General features: G+C 51.5%; 20 protein-coding genes. 3 read left to right on the top strand and 17 right to left on the bottom strand.

The genetic code is table 11. The features are described from left to right. Nucleotides 1–42 precede the first annotated feature (42 nt). From AC0YN3_RS14610 to AC0YN3_RS14575, 8 genes are all read right to left on the bottom strand, one after another. Complete coding sequence (locus AC0YN3_RS14610; RefSeq protein WP_475775762.1) at nt 43–489, bottom strand: hypothetical protein; 447 nt, start codon at nt 487–489, stop codon at nt 43–45. Beyond that, nucleotides 398–2,119, bottom strand: a complete 1,722-nt coding sequence (locus AC0YN3_RS14605) for a methyl-accepting chemotaxis protein (RefSeq protein WP_475775761.1) — start codon at nt 2,117–2,119, stop codon at nt 398–400. The genes AC0YN3_RS14610 and AC0YN3_RS14605 overlap by 92 nt, the downstream gene beginning before the upstream one ends. Nucleotides 2,120–2,468: 349 nt before the next feature. Then, the gene (locus tag AC0YN3_RS14600; protein WP_475775760.1) at nt 2,469–2,834 is read right to left on the bottom strand and encodes a DUF1304 domain-containing protein; all 366 of its coding nucleotides are present in this window, start codon (nt 2,832–2,834) and stop codon (nt 2,469–2,471) included. Between the two features lie 21 nt (nt 2,835–2,855). Next, a complete protein-coding gene (locus AC0YN3_RS14595) occupies nt 2,856–3,470 on the bottom strand; it encodes a flavin reductase family protein (protein WP_475775759.1) in 615 nt (204 codons plus the stop codon). A 34-nt stretch (nt 3,471–3,504) separates the two neighbouring features. Beyond that, nucleotides 3,505–4,119, bottom strand: a complete 615-nt coding sequence (locus tag AC0YN3_RS14590; protein WP_475776083.1) for an alpha/beta hydrolase — start codon at nt 4,117–4,119, stop codon at nt 3,505–3,507. Then, nucleotides 4,119–5,066, bottom strand: coding sequence for a ring-cleaving dioxygenase (locus AC0YN3_RS14585; protein WP_475775758.1), 948 nt, complete (start codon nt 5,064–5,066; stop codon nt 4,119–4,121). The genes AC0YN3_RS14590 and AC0YN3_RS14585 overlap by 1 nt, the downstream gene beginning before the upstream one ends. Before the next feature lie 61 nt (nt 5,067–5,127). Further along, nucleotides 5,128–5,529 carry a DoxX family protein gene (locus AC0YN3_RS14580; protein ID WP_475775757.1) on the bottom strand — a complete coding sequence of 134 codons (402 nt, stop codon included), beginning with the start codon at nt 5,527–5,529 and terminating at the stop codon, nt 5,128–5,130. Between the two features lie 152 nt (nt 5,530–5,681). Continuing rightward, nucleotides 5,682–6,134 carry a MarR family winged helix-turn-helix transcriptional regulator gene (locus tag AC0YN3_RS14575; protein ID WP_475775756.1) on the bottom strand — a complete coding sequence of 151 codons (453 nt, stop codon included), beginning with the start codon at nt 6,132–6,134 and terminating at the stop codon, nt 5,682–5,684. Nucleotides 6,135–6,298: 164 nt separating this feature from the next. Here AC0YN3_RS14575 and AC0YN3_RS14570 point away from each other — a divergent pair, with 164 nt between their 5' ends. Continuing rightward, on the top strand, nt 6,299–7,294 hold the full coding sequence (locus AC0YN3_RS14570; RefSeq protein WP_475775755.1) for a DUF1835 domain-containing protein: 996 nt from the start codon (nt 6,299–6,301) through the stop codon (nt 7,292–7,294). Nucleotides 7,295–7,402: 108 nt separating this feature from the next. Here the strand turns inward: AC0YN3_RS14570 and AC0YN3_RS14565 are convergent, their stop codons facing one another. The 6 genes from AC0YN3_RS14565 to AC0YN3_RS14540 form a co-directional block, all read right to left on the bottom strand. After that, on the bottom strand, nt 7,403–8,335 hold the full coding sequence (locus AC0YN3_RS14565) for an MBL fold metallo-hydrolase (protein ID WP_475776082.1): 933 nt from the start codon (nt 8,333–8,335) through the stop codon (nt 7,403–7,405). A 271-nt stretch (nt 8,336–8,606) separates the two neighbouring features. Beyond that, the gene (locus tag AC0YN3_RS14560; RefSeq protein WP_475775754.1) at nt 8,607–8,858 is read right to left on the bottom strand and encodes a GlsB/YeaQ/YmgE family stress response membrane protein; all 252 of its coding nucleotides are present in this window, start codon (nt 8,856–8,858) and stop codon (nt 8,607–8,609) included. 141 nt (nt 8,859–8,999) lie between these two features. Next, entirely contained in the window at nt 9,000–10,061 is a 1,062-nt protein-coding gene (locus AC0YN3_RS14555; RefSeq protein WP_475775753.1) for a sensor histidine kinase, read from the bottom strand. Continuing rightward, a complete protein-coding gene (locus AC0YN3_RS14550; RefSeq protein WP_475775752.1) occupies nt 10,058–10,732 on the bottom strand; it encodes a response regulator transcription factor in 675 nt (224 codons plus the stop codon). The genes AC0YN3_RS14555 and AC0YN3_RS14550 overlap by 4 nt, the downstream gene beginning before the upstream one ends. Before the next feature lie 20 nt (nt 10,733–10,752). After that, the gene (locus AC0YN3_RS14545; RefSeq protein ID WP_475775751.1) at nt 10,753–12,498 is read right to left on the bottom strand and encodes an ABC transporter ATP-binding protein; all 1,746 of its coding nucleotides are present in this window, start codon (nt 12,496–12,498) and stop codon (nt 10,753–10,755) included. A gap of 420 nt (nt 12,499–12,918) precedes the next feature. Next, on the bottom strand, nt 12,919–13,293 hold the full coding sequence (locus AC0YN3_RS14540) for a winged helix-turn-helix transcriptional regulator (RefSeq protein WP_475775750.1): 375 nt from the start codon (nt 13,291–13,293) through the stop codon (nt 12,919–12,921). A 127-nt stretch (nt 13,294–13,420) separates the two neighbouring features. Here AC0YN3_RS14540 and AC0YN3_RS14535 point away from each other — a divergent pair, with 127 nt between their 5' ends. Both AC0YN3_RS14535 and AC0YN3_RS14530 read left to right on the top strand, forming a co-directional pair. Next, nucleotides 13,421–14,449 carry a zinc-binding alcohol dehydrogenase family protein gene (locus AC0YN3_RS14535; protein WP_475775749.1) on the top strand — a complete coding sequence of 343 codons (1,029 nt, stop codon included), beginning with the start codon at nt 13,421–13,423 and terminating at the stop codon, nt 14,447–14,449. Between the two features lie 145 nt (nt 14,450–14,594). After that, nucleotides 14,595–15,281 carry a class I SAM-dependent methyltransferase gene (locus AC0YN3_RS14530; RefSeq protein WP_475775748.1) on the top strand — a complete coding sequence of 229 codons (687 nt, stop codon included), beginning with the start codon at nt 14,595–14,597 and terminating at the stop codon, nt 15,279–15,281. Here the strand turns inward: AC0YN3_RS14530 and AC0YN3_RS14525 are convergent. The 3 genes from AC0YN3_RS14525 to AC0YN3_RS14515 all read right to left on the bottom strand — a co-directional run bounded on the left by AC0YN3_RS14525 (nt 15,278) and on the right by AC0YN3_RS14515 (nt 18,010). After that, nucleotides 15,278–15,910, bottom strand: a complete 633-nt coding sequence (locus AC0YN3_RS14525) for a class I SAM-dependent methyltransferase (RefSeq protein WP_475775747.1) — start codon at nt 15,908–15,910, stop codon at nt 15,278–15,280. The genes AC0YN3_RS14530 and AC0YN3_RS14525 overlap by 4 nt on opposite strands. Before the next feature lie 17 nt (nt 15,911–15,927). Next, nucleotides 15,928–16,485, bottom strand: coding sequence for a class I SAM-dependent methyltransferase (locus AC0YN3_RS14520; RefSeq protein ID WP_475775746.1), 558 nt, complete (start codon nt 16,483–16,485; stop codon nt 15,928–15,930). A 76-nt stretch (nt 16,486–16,561) separates the two neighbouring features. After that, nucleotides 16,562–18,010 carry a DEAD/DEAH box helicase gene (locus AC0YN3_RS14515; RefSeq protein WP_475775745.1) on the bottom strand — a complete coding sequence of 483 codons (1,449 nt, stop codon included), beginning with the start codon at nt 18,008–18,010 and terminating at the stop codon, nt 16,562–16,564. Between the last annotated feature and the right edge of the window lie 105 nt (nt 18,011–18,115).

The following is an 18,115-nucleotide window of genomic DNA, read 5'->3' as shown; positions in this document are numbered from 1 at the left end:
GGATGCGCAGAGCATCGCTTGTCGGGGAGCAGCCTTCTCGTACTATTCCGTTTTGAACTGCGCGGAAGCAACCGCCAAATCCTGCGTCAGCTTGTCGATTGTCGTAACCATTGCCGCTAGCTGCTGCACCATAGCCGCCTGCTCCTGCACCGTTGCCGTTACCTCTTCGACGGACGCGGATACTTCCTCGCCCGAAGCCGACAAGTTTTGAGCGGCATCGAGCACTTCGTTCTTCGCATTCTCGACCTCATACAGCTCTTCGGCCATCGCCCGAACCTGTTCAATTATATCTTTCACATGCCCGGATACGAGCTCGAATGATTGTTTCGTCTGGCCTACGCTGTCATTATGCTGTTCCGTAATGCCCTCAATAACATGAACGCTTTGGTTGTTCTGCTCAACATGGTTGATCGTCAGGCCTACGATGGCATTGATGTCCTGCGATTGTATGGAAGTCTGCTCCGCAAGCTTCCGGATCTCGCTCGCCACCACGGCGAAGCCCCTGCCGTGCTCTCCCGCCCCTGCCGTGCTCTCCCGCCCGTGCCGCTTCAATCGAAGCATTCAAGGCAAGCAGCTTCGTTTGATTGGCAATCTCGGCAATCGCATCGGTCATGCGGCCGATGCCGGATGAGCTCTCCGCTAGCTGGCGCGTAATATCCGAAATTTTGCGAACCTCTTCTTCATTCCGTACATTGATTGCAACCAAAGATTCAATGACCCCGTGGTTTGCTTCGAATATCTCGGTTATCGCGTCAGCCTTTTCTTTAATCGTATACGATTTGGCTGTGGCGCTGGCGATTTTGTCACCCACGTCCATAAACTTATTGACGATGGATTCCGTATCATTCGCCTGCGATTCCATCGCCTTCGCAATCTCCGACGTCGTCGTCGATGTTTCCATAATGGAAGCAGACGTTCGAGCGGAGGTTTGGTCGAGCTCTCTCGTACTGCCGTGAAGCACAGAGATCGAGCCGTTCATGCTCGTAATCAATTCCCGGTTGCGCCCTGCCATCGTGTTGAAGCTGTCCGCCAGCTCCTTGAACTCGCCATTGTATTTGCCAGTCGCCGAAGTCGTTAGATCACCGGAGGACAGCTTTTTGAAAAGTCCCGTCAGCTGTACGATCGGCTTCGTGACGAGCCGGGATATAAGCACGCCAACCGCTATCGATAATACCAGAGCAATCAACATTACGGTCATCATCTGCCTTAGCATCGCTTGCAGGGGCTTATTCACATCCGAATAGGGATCCTCGACAATGACGGTCCAGTCGGATAAAGGGATTTTGGAGTAGTAGGCAGCCTTGTCCTTCAGCTTTACTTCGCCTTGGGCCAGCTTGCCTGAAGTGCTTGGCATCGAAATATCCGCATACTCTGCCGTTTCCATCGGCTTGCCTATCAACGCCTCGTCTCCGGAGTGGTAGACGATGGTTCCTACTCGGTCCAGAATGATTACTTTTCCTTCCGTGTTAATTTGAATGTTCGCCAGCTTGTCTACGAAAAAGGAGGTAACGGCCGTTGCGATAAATACGCCCTGCACCTTGCCGCTGGAATCAAGTACGGGCAACGAGAATACGTTTACCTGATTGCCGCTTGTTTTGGATACCAGCGCTTCGCTGACTACCGTTTTACCTTGCAGGCTGTCTTGGAAGTACTGCCGATCAGATCTTGTTTTCGTTATAATTTCAGGATTGTTGGATGCGATAATCACGCCGGTCTTATCAATCAGCATAAGCGATTCAATGCCTGGCATGCCCTTGATGCTGGATATGAGCGTCTGGTTCGCCTTCACATGGACCTCATTCGCAGCTGAGAAGAAGGCTTCGTCCGCCAACTTGCCCGTATTCCGCTGATTCACTAAGTCGGTAAGCGCCGAATTAATGGATAATAAAAAAACCGACTGCTGCTCGAGCTGTACGGAAGAAAACAAGCCCTCCCCAATTCTGTCGGAAATTGCTTTGATCTCATCCTTGCTCTTGTCTAACGTAATGCTCGAAGCGATCTTGTACGAAATCATGCTGGTAGCCGATAATACGACACACACGAGCAGACATATCATGGCAGGAAGCTTAAAGCGGAAGGACAGGTTCGATATCGAGTCCATTTTCTTAGCGGCGGGCATTTAATATTCTCCTTTTTGACAGCTGATATGGCATTTGTGCTGCATAGTACCCCCATCCTATCAAAATATCATTAGAATAATGAGAGAAATGCTTTAGGATATTGTTAGCTTTCCGCAATACCCGTCAATTGCGGTGCATACTCCATCCACGATAATGCCGTTATCATAGGCAGCCGTTTGCACCTTCGTCCTTTTCATTGGGCTAGGCTTCCTTGCATGGTCTACATCACAATATAATACTTAGTAATACTTTTTATTTTCCTTACGCAAAAGTGTCCTTTTAAACCAAACGCAAACAGCCCGTACCGGTAATTATCACCAAGGTACGGGCATTTTGCGTTTGAACATTTTATGAAGCAAGTATGACGAATAGGAGAGCGATAAGCGCGGGCAAGCCTTGTACGACGAGAATCGACTTCTTCGCGGTCAAACCGCCGTATACGGCAGCAACGAGCACGCAAATTAAGAAAAAGAGCTGAATTTGCTGGCCGAATTCGGCATTCGGATGAAATAGGCCCCATGCCAACCCCGCTGCCAGAAAGCCGTTATACAATCCTTGGTTGGCTGCAAGCGACTTCGTGCTCTCCGCAAACTCCCTCGTCGTGCCGAAGGATTTGCGCGCGCGCGGCGTATTCCATAAAAACATCTCTAGCAAAAGAATATAAACATGCTCTACTGCAACGATGGCGACAAATATAATGCTTGCGATGACCATTATTCTCTCCTTTCTTTTTCCTTATTGAGGTCGTTCAATCATAAACTGTTCACCCAGCTTTGCATAGTCGCTTCCGGCAAGCCGGCTTACCGGCTTCAAAGCCTTGGCATCAATGCGGCCTTTCTCGTATAAGGCCTCGTCGATATGGAACCGGACGACTCTGCCGATCAATAGGTCGCAGGCAGGCGATTGCCCGTCTCCGCCAAGCGGCAGCGCCTGCTCCAGCACGCATTCCATCCGTATGCCCGCCTCAGCTACGCCAGGCACGGCGATGCACTCGCTTGCTACCGTGGTTAAACCCGCAAGCGCTACCTCGCTTTCATCCGGCGGCACATTCGCCGCAGTCACGTTAATCGCTTCAATATAGCCTTCCTGCGCAATATGTACGACGAACTCGCCGGCATGAACGGCATTGCGGGCGGTGTCCTTCTGGACACCGCCCGGTTTGCGCTGTACGGATACCGCTACCATCGGCGGATTTGCCGTAACGATATTAAAAAAACTGAAGGGCGCCGCATTCAGCACGCTCTCGCTTGATAACGTCGTTACGAAAGCAATCGGCCGCGGTATGATGCTGCCGATGAGCAGCTTGTAATTATCCTGTACGCTTTGGCTTGTTGGATCAATCGATTTCACGGACAAACCCTCCTATTCTAGCATGCAATCCGGTTTACTCGCTTTTGAATGTATTTGCATACCAAGCCGCAGCTGCTGCGACCTCCGAGCTCGTCAATTGATGCCCGAACTGCTCCCAGTGGAGCGTAACGGAAGCTCCTGCTCCTTGCAGCATTCCATTCAACTCCTCGGTTTCCTGAGGCGTGCACAGCGGGTCATTCGAGCCTGCCCCGATAAAACAAGGGACATCTGTCAGATCCGGCAGCGTTACATCGCGAATCGGTACCATCGGATGATGCAGAATCGCTCCGCGCAGCGCTCCCTGATAGTGGAACAAGAGGCTGCCTGCAATGTTAGCGCCGTTGGAATAACCGATCGCCACAAGGTTGCTGCGGTCAAACCCATATTGCTCTGCCGCACTATCTAGGAAATCATTCAGCTCTTTGGTCCGGAACACGAGATCCTCTAAATCAAAGATGCCTTCTGCCAGCCTGCGGAAATAACGCGGCATGCCGTTCTCCAGCACGTTGCCCCTTACGCTGAGCACCGATGAGGCTGGGGATAACCGGTCAGCGAGCGGGAGTAAATCCCGCTCCGTTCCGCCCGTGCCGTGCAGCAGCAGAAGTACTGGTGCCGCCGGATCCGTTCCTTGCTTGAATATATGCTTCATCATTTGTCCTCCTCCAATACCCTGATGTCAAAAGGCGTTAATAGCTGCTCGATATCTTTGCGGCGACCTTCGTACCACTCAGGCAGCATCAGTTTCTCGCCTAGGTGCTCCGCATCCTCGTCACGGGCAAAGCCCGGAGGATCTGTCGCAATCTCAAACAATATGCCGCCGGTTTCCCGGAAGTAGATGGCGTTAAAGTACTGCCGGTCAACAATCGGAGTAGGAAGGAAACCGCTGCCTTCGACTTGGCTTCTCCAAAGCGCATGCTCCGTATCGTCTTTTGCCCGCCAAGCAATATGGTGGACGGTCCCTGCTCCTCCATGGCCAAGCTCCATGCTTTCCACGTTAACGTCGATAAGGTTTCCGAGATCACCGGAAGCTTGAAAGCGCGCATACCCGCCTTCTTCGCCAATTTTTTCAAGACCCATTACGTTAACAAGCGTCTCGGCCGTTGCTGCAGGCGCCGCGCTGTACAGGATCGCTCCGCCAAAGCCTTTAATCGCTTTCTCTGCCGGTACTCCGCCGAATGCCCATTTGCTTGGCGCTCCCGGTTCACGAGCCACAATCTCCAGCTTCAAGCCGTCCGGATCCTCAAGCTGCAGGTACTGCTCGCCGAATCTCGATGTTTGGGCGAACGCTACGTTCAGCTTCGTGAAGCGCTCTTTCCAGAAATCGAAAGCATCGTTAGGCACCACATATGTCGTGTACCCCACCTGTCCAGCGCCGACTTTTCCTTTGCGTGAGTTCTCCCAAGGAAAGAACGTTATGATCGTGCCCGGGCTTCCCGCTTCATTACCGAAGTACAGATGGTAAACCTCAGGTGCGTCAAAGTTAATTGTTTTTTTAATCAAGCGAAGACCTAGCACCCCTGCGTAAAAGTCAGCCGTTACCTGCGGATTTCTTACAAAAGCGGTGACATGATGGATACCTGTTGTTTTGTTTGTCATTTTAAACACTCTCCTTATTTTATATGAATTCCAAAAGTATTGTAACTAACAAAATCTCAGATTAACGAATGAGTGCGTCGATTGAATATTCACCCGCTCCTGTTAATGCAACACCTATAGCAATGGCTAAAAGCACGAGATTATATTCATAGCCGTTTGCAGTTGCCCACAATCCATTCTGCCCATGTACCTTAACGATTGCAACCAGCATCGTCATAACAATCAATACTGCGGCAATCGGAGTAAGAAGCCCTGCTGCGAACAGCAGCCCGCCGACAATTTCCATGAGGCCCGCAACCACTGCCATTGCTACACCCGGTTTAACGCCAATCGACTCCAGCCAGCCGCCGGTTCCTTTAGGGCCGTAGCCTCCGAACCACCCAAACAGCTTCTGTGCGCCATGACCCACGAACAACAACCCTACAACCAGACGAACGATTAACAATCCCAATGCAATACTCATTTTAATTCCTCCATTTTTTGTTTTTTATTACTAATTAAAGAATCTTTAATTAAAGATAATTGACAAGCGTAAACGGTTGCCGGCAGCTTCCCGCCGCGAGAGTCCGTTTGGCTTCTATCAAGAAAGAGGCCGCAAGCTGTACGCTAACCTCGCTACTTGTAATGCTCCTGCGCAAATTTCCCCAGCTTCTTAAGCAGCTTGCTTGCAAGCTGTTTCTCTTCCGATGACAACCCGTCTACTGCCTGTTCGATAACCGCTTGGTGTCCGGGAAATACATTCTCTACGAATTGCTTGCCCTGATCCGTTAAATCCGCATAAATGAGGCGCCGGTCTTCGGTTGATGCTCTGCGGCGAACCAATTCCTTCTTCTCCAGCTTATCCACAACGTACGTAATGTTACCGCTGCTCATCAATACCTTCTCACCGATTTGCTGCAAGGGCTGAGGTCCTCTATGGTATAACAGCTCCAGCACGCCGAATTCCGTTCGATTCAAGCCGTTGCTTCGTATGTCGCGATCCGCATGCGCGTTGACCCATTGGGTCGCTCTCGACAAAGCAATGAAAAGTTCCAATGATACATTCGGTTTCGGATTGTCGTTTGCCATGATGCTCACTCCCTTCCGCGTTTCGCATGTCTTTAAGTTAAATATCTTGAATTAAAGATAATATATTTTCGGGGCGTTGTCAACACCTTATTTCAAATGATTTGTTTTGCCCGTTGCCAAACCGTTCCCGATCGGCGAATATCAACTTACAAGGAGGCGGTTCGATGATTCACATTGTTAACGGAGATTCGGTTGGCAGCAAGCTCCATGAGGCTGGCGTGCAGGGAGAGGTACTTGTATGGAGGGAAATGTACACGTTCGGTCCCGTCTTTCTGCTGCCCGAGCTGGCTGAGAACAAGCTGCGCAGAGCTGCCTATATGGAGCAGGCCTTTGGCATACCGCCGCTCGAGTGGGTATCGTCTGCCGAGACACAGGAACGCCGGCTCGCAGCTTTTCGCGAGCACCGCGAGATTGTGCTCTGGTTCGAGCATGATCTGTATGACCAGACGATGCTGAGCTGCTTGCTCCATTGGTTCGCGCGGCAGGATTTGGGCAGCACCAAGCTGTATTTGCTAAGCATTGACCAGTTTCCAGGCATTGCTTTATTTCACGGCTTAGGTCAATTGACCGCGGCTGAGCTCTCCACGCTCAACCATACTTGGAGCGAAATCAGCGGTAAACAGCTAGCATTAGGCAAAAAAGCATGGGAAGCATTCGTCGCTGAGCATCCGATGGCTATCGCGGAGCTGCTGAAGGAAGATACGTCGGCGCTGCCGTTCCTGCATGATGCGCTCCAGCTTCATTTAGCCCGTTATCCGTCTGTTCGGAACGGTCTTGGCCTTATTGAGCAAACGACGCTGGAGCTGCTTGCGGCAAAATGCCATACTCCCCTGCAGCTCTTTCAACAAATAAGCAATAAACATCACCGGCTCGGGCTAGGCGACCTGCAGTATTGGTTCATACTTAAGCAGTTGTCGGAAGGCCATGATCCCTTAATATGCATAGAAAACGATGTACCTATTCCCGGCCTGCATGATTCACCAGACCAATTCCTACAAGCCAATATCATGCTTACCGAACGAGGCAAAGCGGTGTTGGCCTGCAAAAGCGACTGGGCAAGGCCAAGCGGCTGCGGCAGCTGGCTTGGCGGATTCTTTCTAGGTGATGAAAGGACACAGTGGCGCTGGGATGATAAAAATGCAGTTATCCTGCGGCAATAAATGCAAGAGCCCTCCCGCATGCGAACTGTGACCTCTAGGAAGGACACTTTTAAAAAAGTCCCTACCTATGGGTCACAGTTCAATGAAACCCGGAAGGGCTCTCTCATATTAATTCCACCACACCGAAGAGGGGTAAGCAGCACCATGAATAAAGACCGTCTCGCCTATACGGGGAGTCGCTATCCTTGCGCTGCGCGCCTTCGCTGCTTTCACTGCACGTTCAATAGGGTCCGACCAGCTGTGGAGCGCAAGAGTGAAAGCACCCCAGTGAATCGGGATCAGCACCTCTCCCCGCACGTCCAAATGAGCCTGTACGGTTTCCTCGGGCATCATATGTATGTCTGCCCAACGCATGTCATATTGTCCGCATTCCATTAATGTAAGATCGAACGGCCCGTATTTATTTCCGATTTCTTTGAAATGCGGGCCATAACCGCTGTCACCGCTAAAAAAGATTTTGGCGGCTTCGCCGTGAATGACCCATGAGCACCACAAGGTTGCGTCGCGATCCGAGAGACTTCTCCCGGAGAAATGCCGCGCCGGCGTGCAGGCAAGCCGCAGCCCATCATATTGAAACTCGTCCCACCAATCATGCTCCTCGATAATGGAAGGGCTCACGCCCCACTTTATGAGGTGCTGCGCTACGCCAAGCGGAACAATGAACCGTTTCACTTTGTCCTTTAGCTTAACGATTGAACCGTAATCCAGATGGTCATAGTGGTCGTGGGAAATAAGGACGGCATCGATAATCGGCAGCTGCTCAATCTCAAACGGCAGCTTGCTGCTGAATCTTTTTGCTCCAATGAACGGAAATGGGGAAGGCGCTTTACCGAACATCGGGTCTAGCAACAGGTTTTTACCGTCAAGCTGCAGCATGGCAGCCGAATGCCCGAACCAGGTAAGCTTAGGCTTCGAGCCTGCCTCAGGCGAATAAACGTTTTCCATCTGCAGAGTAGCGATCGGCTTGCCGGGCCTCGCGTGCGGATTGCCCTTCATGAACGCGATAAGCAGCTTCAGCTTCTCACCTGTCGAGGTCTCCATCGAGGTCGGTATGGCATTAACGAACCTTTTGCTGGCATACTGCTCCGACCCGCTGAGCCGCTGACGCTGCTTCTTGGACGGTCCAGCGCCGAATGCCGGATAAAACCGCAGAACCAAATAAACGATGACCACGCATAAGGCAATACTACCAATTGTTATAAGCATTTTGTTCGACCTCTTCCATTCTAGCTTTATAGACGCAGAAAAACCGCTATTGAAGTATACGTTACTACTTCAACAACGGTTTTATCAAGTTTTGGCAAAAGCGTACTTACGCTCTTCTTGATCCGCGCATAATCGCGCTTAGAATCAGTACGACTACAATCGCTCCAATGATAGCTGGAATCAACGCGAATCCGCCTACCGAAGGACCCCATCCGCCTAGCAAGAGCGTACCTAACCAAGCTCCGACAAGTCCAGCTACGATATTACCGATGATGCCGCCCGGAACGTCGCGACCTACGATCAAACCGCCTAACCAACCAATAACGCCTCCGACAATTAATGTCCATAATAGACCCATATTTATCTTCCCCTCTCTTTGCTTGCGATATAGCTAAGATTAACCTTATTCGCGTACTTTGAAACAAATGAGCGGGGGCTAAAATATGGATATTGAAAATCGGCTTTCTCTGAGTGCAGTAACGGACAGCCGGCTCTCCCGCTATGGAAGAGGAAGCGACACCTCAAAGGAGGAGCCCTGATTCAACTGACTATCCACCTTGATTGCCCCGTGATGAAGCTCGACGATTTTTTGGACAATCGATAAGCCTAGCCCGCTTCCGTCTGCCGTTCTCGTCCGCTGCTTATCCCCTTTATAGAAGCGTTCGAATATCCGCAGCTGGTCTTCCTTGGATATGCCGATACCGCTATCGGCAACCATAACTTTAACATCACTCGGAGAATGGCGGATTACGATCTTAATGCTCCCGCCAACCGGCGTGAATTTTATGGCATTATGGATCAGGTTCACAAACACCTGGCTCATCATTTCTTCGTTCGCTTCGATCGTCGTTTCTTCCAGCTCAAGCTCCAGCTCAAGCTCCTTCTCCAGCCACTGCGGTTCGCAAGCGAGCACAATGTTTTCAAGCTGCGTGTCCAGGCGGTAAAGCTTTGGATCGAGCTGCTGCTGCTCCGACTCAAGCGTAGTCAGCTTAAGCAAGTTATCGCTTATCTTGGAGAGCCTCGTCGTTTCCTTCTCAATAATGGACAAATAATGCCGCTGCTCCTCCGGGCTAAGCCCTTCCCGCTGCAGCGTGCTGGCAAAGCCCCGAATCGAAGTCAAGGGGGATTGAATCTCATGGGATACGTTCGAAATGAATTCTTGCCGAAGCAGCTCCACCTGCTTCAGCTCATGCGCCATGTCATTGATGGATTGCACGAACTCGCCGATCTGCCCATGGTATTTCTTGTCGCGGTCGAGCATAATATTGAAATTGCCCTTTGCCATCAGCTTGAGCGCATCCATCATTTCAATCCAGACTTTCCTTTGCTTCGGCACCGTCACCAAGTTCACGGTACCCGCCAGCAGTATGAGAATAAGGATGCCAAGCGCCCAGTTAACGAGCTGAAGAAGATATTCGGGCAAAGCGACTTCATGATGCGAGTAAAACCATCTCGTCAGCCAATACGCAAGCGAGAACGCTAAGCCGCTGAACACAAACAGCATGGTGATGGCTCCCGCGAAGCGAAGCACCATGCCGGCTATGGAATGGCGCCGCTTCATTTCAGAGCCTCCAGCCGGTAGCCTAAGCCGCGGATCGTGCTGATCTTAATGGAGATGTCCCATGATACAAAACGTTCCCTTAGACGGTTGATATGAACGTCAAGCGTACGCTCATTGCCGTCAAAGTCATATCCCCAAATGCCCTCTATAAGCTGGTTGCGCGTCAACGTTCTGCCCAGATGGCTGACCAGCATGAACAGCAGCTCAAATTCCTTCGGAGGGAGCGTGAAGAAGTCAGCGCCAATCCTTACCTCATAAGTTTGCCGGTCCAGCATCAGCTCCGCCACAGACACCTGCTGCGAAACCGCAATCCGGTAGCGCTTCAGAAGCGCCTTAACCCGGACCGTCAGCTCCGCCGGATCAAACGGCTTTACCAAGTAGTCGTCGGTCCCCAGATTAAAGCCTTTTACCTTATCGCCCATCTCTCCTTTGGCCGTAAGCATAAGCAGCGGAACGTCATACTGCTTGCGCAGCTCCTTGCACAGCTCCCAGCCGTCCATATTCGGCATCATAATATCCAGAATGACCATATCCGCGGGCGCTTGCTCCATCTGAGCAAGCGCTGCTTGCCCGTCCGGAGCTTCCTGCACGAGCAGTCCTTCCTTCTGAAGAATGACATGAATAAGCTCCCGTATGTGCGGATCATCGTCTACTACGAGCAAATACCCCATCTTAATCCCTCATTTCTCACTTAGGAAGCCGTTTTGTTCATGCGCAGCTGGCCGTTCGCGAATTCGCGGTACATCGCGTGGCTCGCATAAAGCTGCTCATGCGTTCCGACGCCGGTAATGGCGCCCTTCTCTAGGAACACGATCGAATCCGCATCGACAACCGTCGACAATCGATGCGCGATAACAATCGTTGTCCTGCCGATCATCAGGTTTTTGAGCGCATCCTGCACGACCTCTTCTGATTTGCTATCCAGATTCGAGGTCGCCTCGTCAAGCATAAGAATACGCGGATCGCGAAGCAGCGCTCTAGCTATTGCTATCCGTTGACGCTGGCCGCCTGACAGCTTGATGCCCCTTTCTCCAACCTCTGTATCGTAGCCGCCAGGCAGTGCTTCAATAAAACCGTCCGCATAAGCCATTCGCGCTGCCTGCTCGATCTCCTCCTGCGTAACGTCCCGTGATAGCCCGTAGCATAGGTTATCCTTAATGGTGCCTGCTATAATCGGGCTTTCTTGAGATACGTACCCGATCTGGCTGCGCCATGAGCGCAGGGACGCATCCCGAATGTCCTTCCCGCCAAGCCGAATCGCCCCCGAGGTCGGATCATAGAACCGCTCCAGCAGGGAGAATAGCGTTGTCTTGCCGCTGCCGCTCGGTCCCACGAGCGCCGTTACCTTGCCCGCTTCAATCGTCAGGCTCACATCCCGCAGGATCGGCTCCTCTGGCTTATAGGCAAAAGAAACATGATCGACCTGAAGCGTTTGATTCATTTCCGTAACCGCTTTGCCGCTATCCTGATCTTCCTCTTCCGATTCGATAATACCAATAATGCTCTCCGTTGCGCCCATTGCCTTCTGGAACTGCGTGAAAAACTGTGAAATTTGCGTAATCGGCAGCATGATTTGGAACAAATACATAATGAATGCGACCAGCTCTCCGGCTGTCATGGCGCCGGAGGAAACCTGCACGCCGCCAAAGCCGATCAAGCATACGAGCAGCAGCAAGATAATAAACGAGACCATTGGCGAGATTAGCGCCTGCATGCGCGCTTCCTTCAAGCCGAAGCCGAATAGGTTTTGAATGCCGCTGCGTCCCTGCTCATACTCTGCCGGCTCGGACCCCGATGCCTTTACCAAACGAATCTCTGATACAACGCGGTTCACAACCGAAGTGAACTTTGCGTTCTCGGCCTGCGTCGCCTTCGAGATCGTGTACATCTTGCGGCCGATCGGCACCATAATGAGAGCTGCCACGGGGAAAACGGTAAGCATGATGAGCGTCATTTGCCAGTTCATGTAAAAAAGGATCGACAAGGCGCCGATAATGGATAGGATACCGGTGAAAAAGCCGGTCACATGATCGGTTATAAGCCCCTTTAGCAGCGCCGTATCGTTCGTTAGACGGCTAATGGTATCGCCCGAGGCTTTGTTATCATAATACGGGACAGGCAGGCGAAGCATCTTGCTCCACAGCCGCTCGCGGATGGACGATACAATCTTGTTGCCGCTGTAATGCAGCAAATATACCGACAAGCCGCCCGATACGACCTGCGCAATAAATGCGGTTGCCATCAAGACGATTTGTGTCGTGCTCAAGGAGCCAAGCGAGAAGCCGTTGACCATGTTTTTCGTAAACAAGGGAATCGTCAAACTTACAAGCGTCGTGATCACGCTTAATATAACCGCTATGGACAGCATCATTTTCGGAGGGTTCGTCTCCATGATAAGTCCAATAAACCGCCTAACGTTGCTTTTTTTGTCTTTCATAACTACCACTCCTCTATTTCTCTTCTCTCCGCTACGCTTTTTACTTTACCTTGCCTGTTTAAACGGAATTTAAACAAGCGGCGTGCTGCCGCAAGATGATGAATACCTCTTAATACCGTTTTTCAAAAAAAGGGTTGCACCTCTCGCTTCATGAGAATTATTGAAGGTGAACGGTAAATTCGGCATGAGCGTGCAGCTGGGCCGCAATATTCATCATGTATTTTCGCTTCAGCAGAACATCGCCGAGCATGAAAGAAGCTGTCTCATCCATATAGGAACAGCTTCTTGGCTTAGAATCGGCGCCCGCATGCGACTTCAAAACCAAAAAAACAGCCATGCCGCAATGATGCAACATAGCTGCTCAACGAAGCAGTGAACGAGTCCCTATCCTGTTAACGTGCTGGACAACCTGCTGGCCGATTATTTGGTCTGCCTCTTTTTCGAGAGCACCAGCAGGCTGTCCTTGTAGGTATCTCCCCACTCCTTCATTTGCAATATAATCGGCTTTAACGTTTCCCCAAATGCCGTCAGCGAATACTCGACCTTGGGCGGTACCTGATGATAGACCTCGCGATGAACAATTCCGTCATTCTCCAGCTCTCTAAGCTGCAGGGTCAGCATACGCTGCGTAATATTAGGGCAAATTTTGCAAAACTCATTGAATCTTTTCGTTCCATCGATCAGGTGGTACAAAATGACGCCTTTCCACTTGCCGCCGATCACGTCCAGCGTGAATTCAACGGGGCAGCCTTCGCCTGTGGGGCAATCGCCAAACCCGCTTATCCGGTCTCTCATCTCGCCTCGTCCCCTCTTTTACAGTATATAATTTGATACTACATTACATGAATGTGCGTACTTACGTATCTGCAGGTTAACACCTATACTAGGGATATGGCTAGCATAAAAGAGAGGAATGATTCCTATGACCACTATGAAAGCAATTGGATTACACCGTTATTTGCCCATCGGGGACGTTGAAAGCCTCATCGATTTGCGCATCGAAAAACCTATTCCTACGGGACGTGACCTGCTCGTTAAGGTTAAAGCGATTTCCGTTAATCCCGTAGATGTGAAAGTCCGTTCACCCAAAGGAAAAACGGAAGCCGCTCCGCGCGTGCTTGGCTGGGATGTCGCAGGCATCGTCGAAACGGTAGGCCCCAATGTGTCCCTTTTTAAGCCGGGGGACGAAGTTTACTACGCAGGCAGCATAACGCGTGCTGGCGGCAACAGCGAGTTCCACCTTGTCGATGAGCGCATTGCCGGCCATAAACCAAAAACGCTTGATTTTGCGCAAGCAGCAGCTTTGCCGCTTACTGCCATCACCGCTTGGGAAGGATTATTCGACCGTCTCGGCATCTCACATAATCGTGAACGTAACGAAGGCAAGTCTATTATGATAATAGGCGCTGCCGGCGGAGTCGGGTCTATTGCCACTCAGCTCGCTAACGAAGCTGGGTTGACCGTAATCGGAACCGCTTCAAGGCCTGATTCAGCGCAATGGGCACGTTCATTTGGCGCCCACCATACGATTAACCACCATTGCGCTTTCCTGCCCCAGCTGCAGACGCTCGGCTTTACATCCGTCGACTATATTTTCTGCCTTAACCGGACGGAGCAGCATTGGGCCAATATGGCCGAAGCGATCGCGCCTCAAGGGAAAATTTGCTCCATTGTAGAGATGAGCTCGCCTATCGACCTGACCTTGCTCAAAAACAAAAGCGTTACCTTCGTCTGGGAGCTCATGTTCACGAGAGCGATGTACGAAACGGCAGATATGGATGAGCAGCACCGGCTGCTGAACGAGGTTGCCGAACGGATCGATAACGGTGTTCTCCGTACAACCATTGCCAAGCGGCTGTCGCCAATAAATGCCGCCAACCTGCGGGAAGCCCATCAAATCGTTGAAACCGGCAGCATGATTGGGAAAATCGTTCTGGAGCGGTTTGAGTAAACATGTGAATCGCATGCAAGCCTGAAAAAGCAAATAGGCGGAGCTGCTCCAGCTCCATTCCTGCATTCCGAGGTTGACTTTAACGTTACGTATACCTTTATTCTTGGGAAGTGAGCGATACATACCATAGAAGGAGGAGTTACCGATGCCAGATCATGGGGCAATCTACGCGCAGCAAGCAGAGCGCTACCACGAGTTAATCGCGAAGCAGCCAAGCTTAGAATCAATCATTGAGGAAATTCGGCCCGTAGCAGGGCTCGACGTAGTCGATCTTGGAGCTGGCTCAGGCAGGCTGGCTGCCGTACTGGCCGGTCAAGCGAGGTCCATTGTCGCGCTTGATGCGCAGGCAGCGATGCTGGAAGTAGCAGCGAAGAGGCTGTCGCAAGCGGGATATACGAATTGGAGTACAAGCGTGGCTGACCACAGAAGCCTGCCTTTGGAGGATGACAGCGCAGACTTAGTCGTGTCAGGCTGGAGCATCGGGTATCTAGGCAGCGACACACTCCCGGGCTGGGAGGACGATATCAGGCTAGTGATCAGCGAGATCAAGCGGGTGCTCCGCCCTGGCGGGACGGCAATCATAGTGGAGACGATGGGAACCGGGTTCGAAACGCCGAATCCCCCTCGCTTCCTAAAACCGTATTTCAATGCGCTGGAACATCATTATGGCTTCTCGTCCCGATGGGTGCGCATGGATTACGAATTCGACAGCGTGGATCAAGCCGAACAGCTGACCCGCTTCTTCTTCAGCGACGAGCTTGCCGACCGAATAGCGGAGGAGCAGCTTATTCGCCTGCCGGAATGCGCGGGCATTTGGTGGCTGCAGCTTTAGAGCTGCGCTAGTTGCGGCTGCGGCTTTTGGACGCATAAGGTCGTCATGCAGCGCTTGCCCGCAACGATGACGTTTTTGAGCGGCTCATACAGCAGTCCGCCTGTTCTCTCCATAAGCCCATCCACTCGCTCCTCATTCACAAGATAACGCCTGCTTCCGTCAGGAAGCAGGTATTGTCCGTCTCCAAGGGGCTGCATGCTGGACTCCATCCCAATCGAGGAGGCCAATCGTGCGAACAGCCTGCCTCCGGGCGCAAGCACACGCCAAAGCTCATCCCACATTTGATCGAAATGGACGTCATTGCTCGCGAAATGCAGCACCGCGCTGCTAATAATGAAGTCAAAGCTATCATCCTCGAAACTTAGCCGCTCGACTGCCTCCACGCGTGCTTGTTGCTCCGACCAATTCGTTGAGCTTGCCGCTCCCAGCCTTTGAACATCGGCAATTGCCGCCTCCGAACGATCAACTGCCATCACCGAATAGCCGTTTCGAAGCAAATACACGAGATTGCGCCCCGAGCCGCAGCCAGCATCGAGTATGCGCATATCCTTCGTTAATCGCCCTTTCAACAGCTGGTCAAACAAATATATATCTATATCGCCAAAAAGCGACTTCAGGCCCGTCTCCATGCAATCGACCCGCTTCCTTATGTGTCCTTATACTTGTAAAGATATATCTTCGTGCGGTACAAGTCCTTGCATAGAATGATCCGCTCCGGCTTCCGATTCGGAATCGCGAAGCAAATGCTGATGACATACGCGCCTGGTTTTAGCTGCTCGCCAAAAATCGTATCCAGCCGCCGCATCGCACCCGGATACAAGTAACACACAACCCTATCCACATCCTTGTAGGAATATGTGTATAAATCCTGCTTTTTAAACGATACATTCGTCCGATTCTCAAGCTTTGCTAGCCAAAAAGATATCCACATGGGGATAACTGAATTTTCGATACCGATAATTCGCCAGCCCCTGAAGCTTCTTCCGAGCTGAAGCGCCAGCGTTCCCCAGCCGGACCCGGCATCAACCATAACGCCCTGCCCGGGCAGGCTTCTCAGCAATAGCAAAACCTCTCGCCGCACCACGGCCGAGGAAGGCATCGGCGATATGCCATTGCGCCAGCTAACGAACACGATGGACAGCAAGGCAAGCAGCATCGCTGCCGCCAACGCCAGCATAACAACCTGGTATACGAAGCTTTCCATTCGATTCTCCTGAACTTTAATTTGCTTTTAGCCGTGTTGCGCTCCGCAAGCTGGCAACCTTACAGCTTACTCTTCGCTAGGACTTGTTGCCTCTGCGAACCTTCAGCTGCTTGCCTTTGACCGTCGTGTTTCTCATGACCTCCAGCACGAGAGATCCTTTGCCGTTTAGAATCTCCACGTCCGTTACATTGTCCAGAATCGTAATAATCCCGATATCATCGGCGGAAACGCCCTCAATCTTCGCGATCGTTCCTACGAAATCCACCGCACGCAGCTTCTTTTTCTTGCCGCCGTTGAAATTCAGCTTCATAATCTGCTTGTTCAGCTGCTCCCGCTTGTCCTTCTTCAGCTCAGGTCCGATATTGAGCTTCTCTTCAAAGGCTTCCCTGCGAAGATCGACGGCTTCCTCGGACGGCGCCTTTGCTTTTTGAATAGCGAACCCGATATAGCTCTCGATTTCGGCAAGGCGCCTTGCATCCTTGGATGCAGCGAAGGTGATGGCTTTGCCCGTCTTGCCAGCCCGTCCCGTTCTTCCTGTCCGGTGAACGTAGCTCTCCTTCTCAAGCGGAATATCAAAGTTGATGACATGCGTAATATTCGTAATATCGATGCCTCTCGCGGCCACATCGGTTGCGATCAAATAGCGGAATTGTCCTCTGCGGAACGCGTTCATAACCTCGAAGCGCTCATCCTGCTCCATGCCGCCGTGAATGCGGTCACACGGGTAATCAAGCTCAGCCATCTGCCGGAATACTTGATCAACGTTCTCCTGCGTGCGGCAAAAAATAATGCAGCTATCCGGATTTTCGACGATCATGACATCCTTTAACATCGCAAACTTATCCGATTCCTTCACCTCGATGACCGAATGCTCGATCGTAGCGGTTGTAAGTCCTGCCGCTTTGATCTCAACCTGGGCAGGCTCATGCATGTATTTGTGCGACAGCTTTGCGATGTCTGCCGGGAACGTCGCCGAGAACAGCATCGTCACCCGATCATTCGGCAGCTGCTCTATGATCGCTTGCACCTGCTCGATAAAGCCCATATTCAGCATCTCATCCGCTTCATCGATGACCAAATACTGAATGCGCTCAATCGGGAGCGTGCCCCGCTCGATATGGTCATGCACGCGGCCAGGCGTTCCTACGACCATATGTGTCCGCTGCTTCAGCTCTGCTCTTTGAATGTGAAAAGGTGCCTTTCCGTAAACGGCCATCGATTTAATCCGCTTGAATCGGCCAATGTTCGTTATGTCTTCATTTACTTGAAGAGCCAGCTCCCTGGTTGGCGTCAGCACAAGCACCTGCGGTTTATTTTCGTTCCAATCCACAAGTTCGCACAACGGAATGCCGTATGCCGCGGTTTTGCCGCTGCCCGTTTGGGACTTGACGACCAAATCCTGCTTGCCTAGTGCGACCGGTATAACCTCGCGCTGCACCTCTGTAGGCGTATCATAGCCAAGACTCTCGAGCGCTCGTACAATTTCTTCGCTTAACGCATAATCCGCAAACTTCATTTCACTCATCTATATACCTCTTCCGCACATTATTAGTTTTTTCGTAACCTCAAGCATAGCATACTAGCTGTCCTTTTGATCCATAAACCTTTTCTTATCGCTCTCAGCCTGCTA

Source organism: Paenibacillus sp. J22R232 (genome assembly GCF_056269165.1).
The sequence above is the reverse complement of the archived record's forward strand: the minus strand, read 5'-3'. Positions and strand labels throughout refer to the sequence as shown.

Bases quoted from the DNA above. Each gene is read 5' to 3' on its own strand.
- AC0YN3_RS14605 (WP_475775761.1), bottom strand. From the start codon at position 2,119: ATGCCCGCCGCTAAGAAAATGGACTCGATATCGAACCTGTCCTTCCGC.
- AC0YN3_RS14600 (WP_475775760.1), bottom strand. From the start codon at position 2,834: ATGGTCATCGCAAGCATTATATTTGTCGCCATCGTTGCAGTAGAGCAT.
- AC0YN3_RS14590 (WP_475776083.1), bottom strand. From the start codon at position 4,119: ATGAAGCATATATTCAAGCAAGGAACGGATCCGGCGGCACCAGTACTT.
- AC0YN3_RS14585 (WP_475775758.1), bottom strand. From the start codon at position 5,066: ATGACAAACAAAACAACAGGTATCCATCATGTCACCGCTTTTGTAAGA.
- AC0YN3_RS14580 (WP_475775757.1), bottom strand. From the start codon at position 5,529: ATGAGTATTGCATTGGGATTGTTAATCGTTCGTCTGGTTGTAGGGTTG.
- AC0YN3_RS14575 (WP_475775756.1), bottom strand. From the start codon at position 6,134: ATGGCAAACGACAATCCGAAACCGAATGTATCATTGGAACTTTTCATT.
- AC0YN3_RS14570 (WP_475775755.1), top strand. From the start codon at position 6,299: ATGATTCACATTGTTAACGGAGATTCGGTTGGCAGCAAGCTCCATGAG.
- AC0YN3_RS14565 (WP_475776082.1), bottom strand. From the start codon at position 8,335: ATGGAGACCTCGACAGGTGAGAAGCTGAAGCTGCTTATCGCGTTCATG.
- AC0YN3_RS14560 (WP_475775754.1), bottom strand. From the start codon at position 8,858: ATGGGTCTATTATGGACATTAATTGTCGGAGGCGTTATTGGTTGGTTA.
- AC0YN3_RS14555 (WP_475775753.1), bottom strand. From the start codon at position 10,061: ATGAAGCGGCGCCATTCCATAGCCGGCATGGTGCTTCGCTTCGCGGGA.
- AC0YN3_RS14550 (WP_475775752.1), bottom strand. From the start codon at position 10,732: ATGGGGTATTTGCTCGTAGTAGACGATGATCCGCACATACGGGAGCTT.
- AC0YN3_RS14545 (WP_475775751.1), bottom strand. From the start codon at position 12,498: ATGAAAGACAAAAAAAGCAACGTTAGGCGGTTTATTGGACTTATCATG.
- AC0YN3_RS14540 (WP_475775750.1), bottom strand. From the start codon at position 13,293: ATGAGAGACCGGATAAGCGGGTTTGGCGATTGCCCCACAGGCGAAGGC.
- AC0YN3_RS14535 (WP_475775749.1), top strand. From the start codon at position 13,421: ATGACCACTATGAAAGCAATTGGATTACACCGTTATTTGCCCATCGGG.
- AC0YN3_RS14530 (WP_475775748.1), top strand. From the start codon at position 14,595: ATGCCAGATCATGGGGCAATCTACGCGCAGCAAGCAGAGCGCTACCAC.
- AC0YN3_RS14525 (WP_475775747.1), bottom strand. From the start codon at position 15,910: ATGGAGACGGGCCTGAAGTCGCTTTTTGGCGATATAGATATATATTTG.
- AC0YN3_RS14520 (WP_475775746.1), bottom strand. From the start codon at position 16,485: ATGGAAAGCTTCGTATACCAGGTTGTTATGCTGGCGTTGGCGGCAGCG.
- AC0YN3_RS14515 (WP_475775745.1), bottom strand. From the start codon at position 18,010: ATGAGTGAAATGAAGTTTGCGGATTATGCGTTAAGCGAAGAAATTGTA.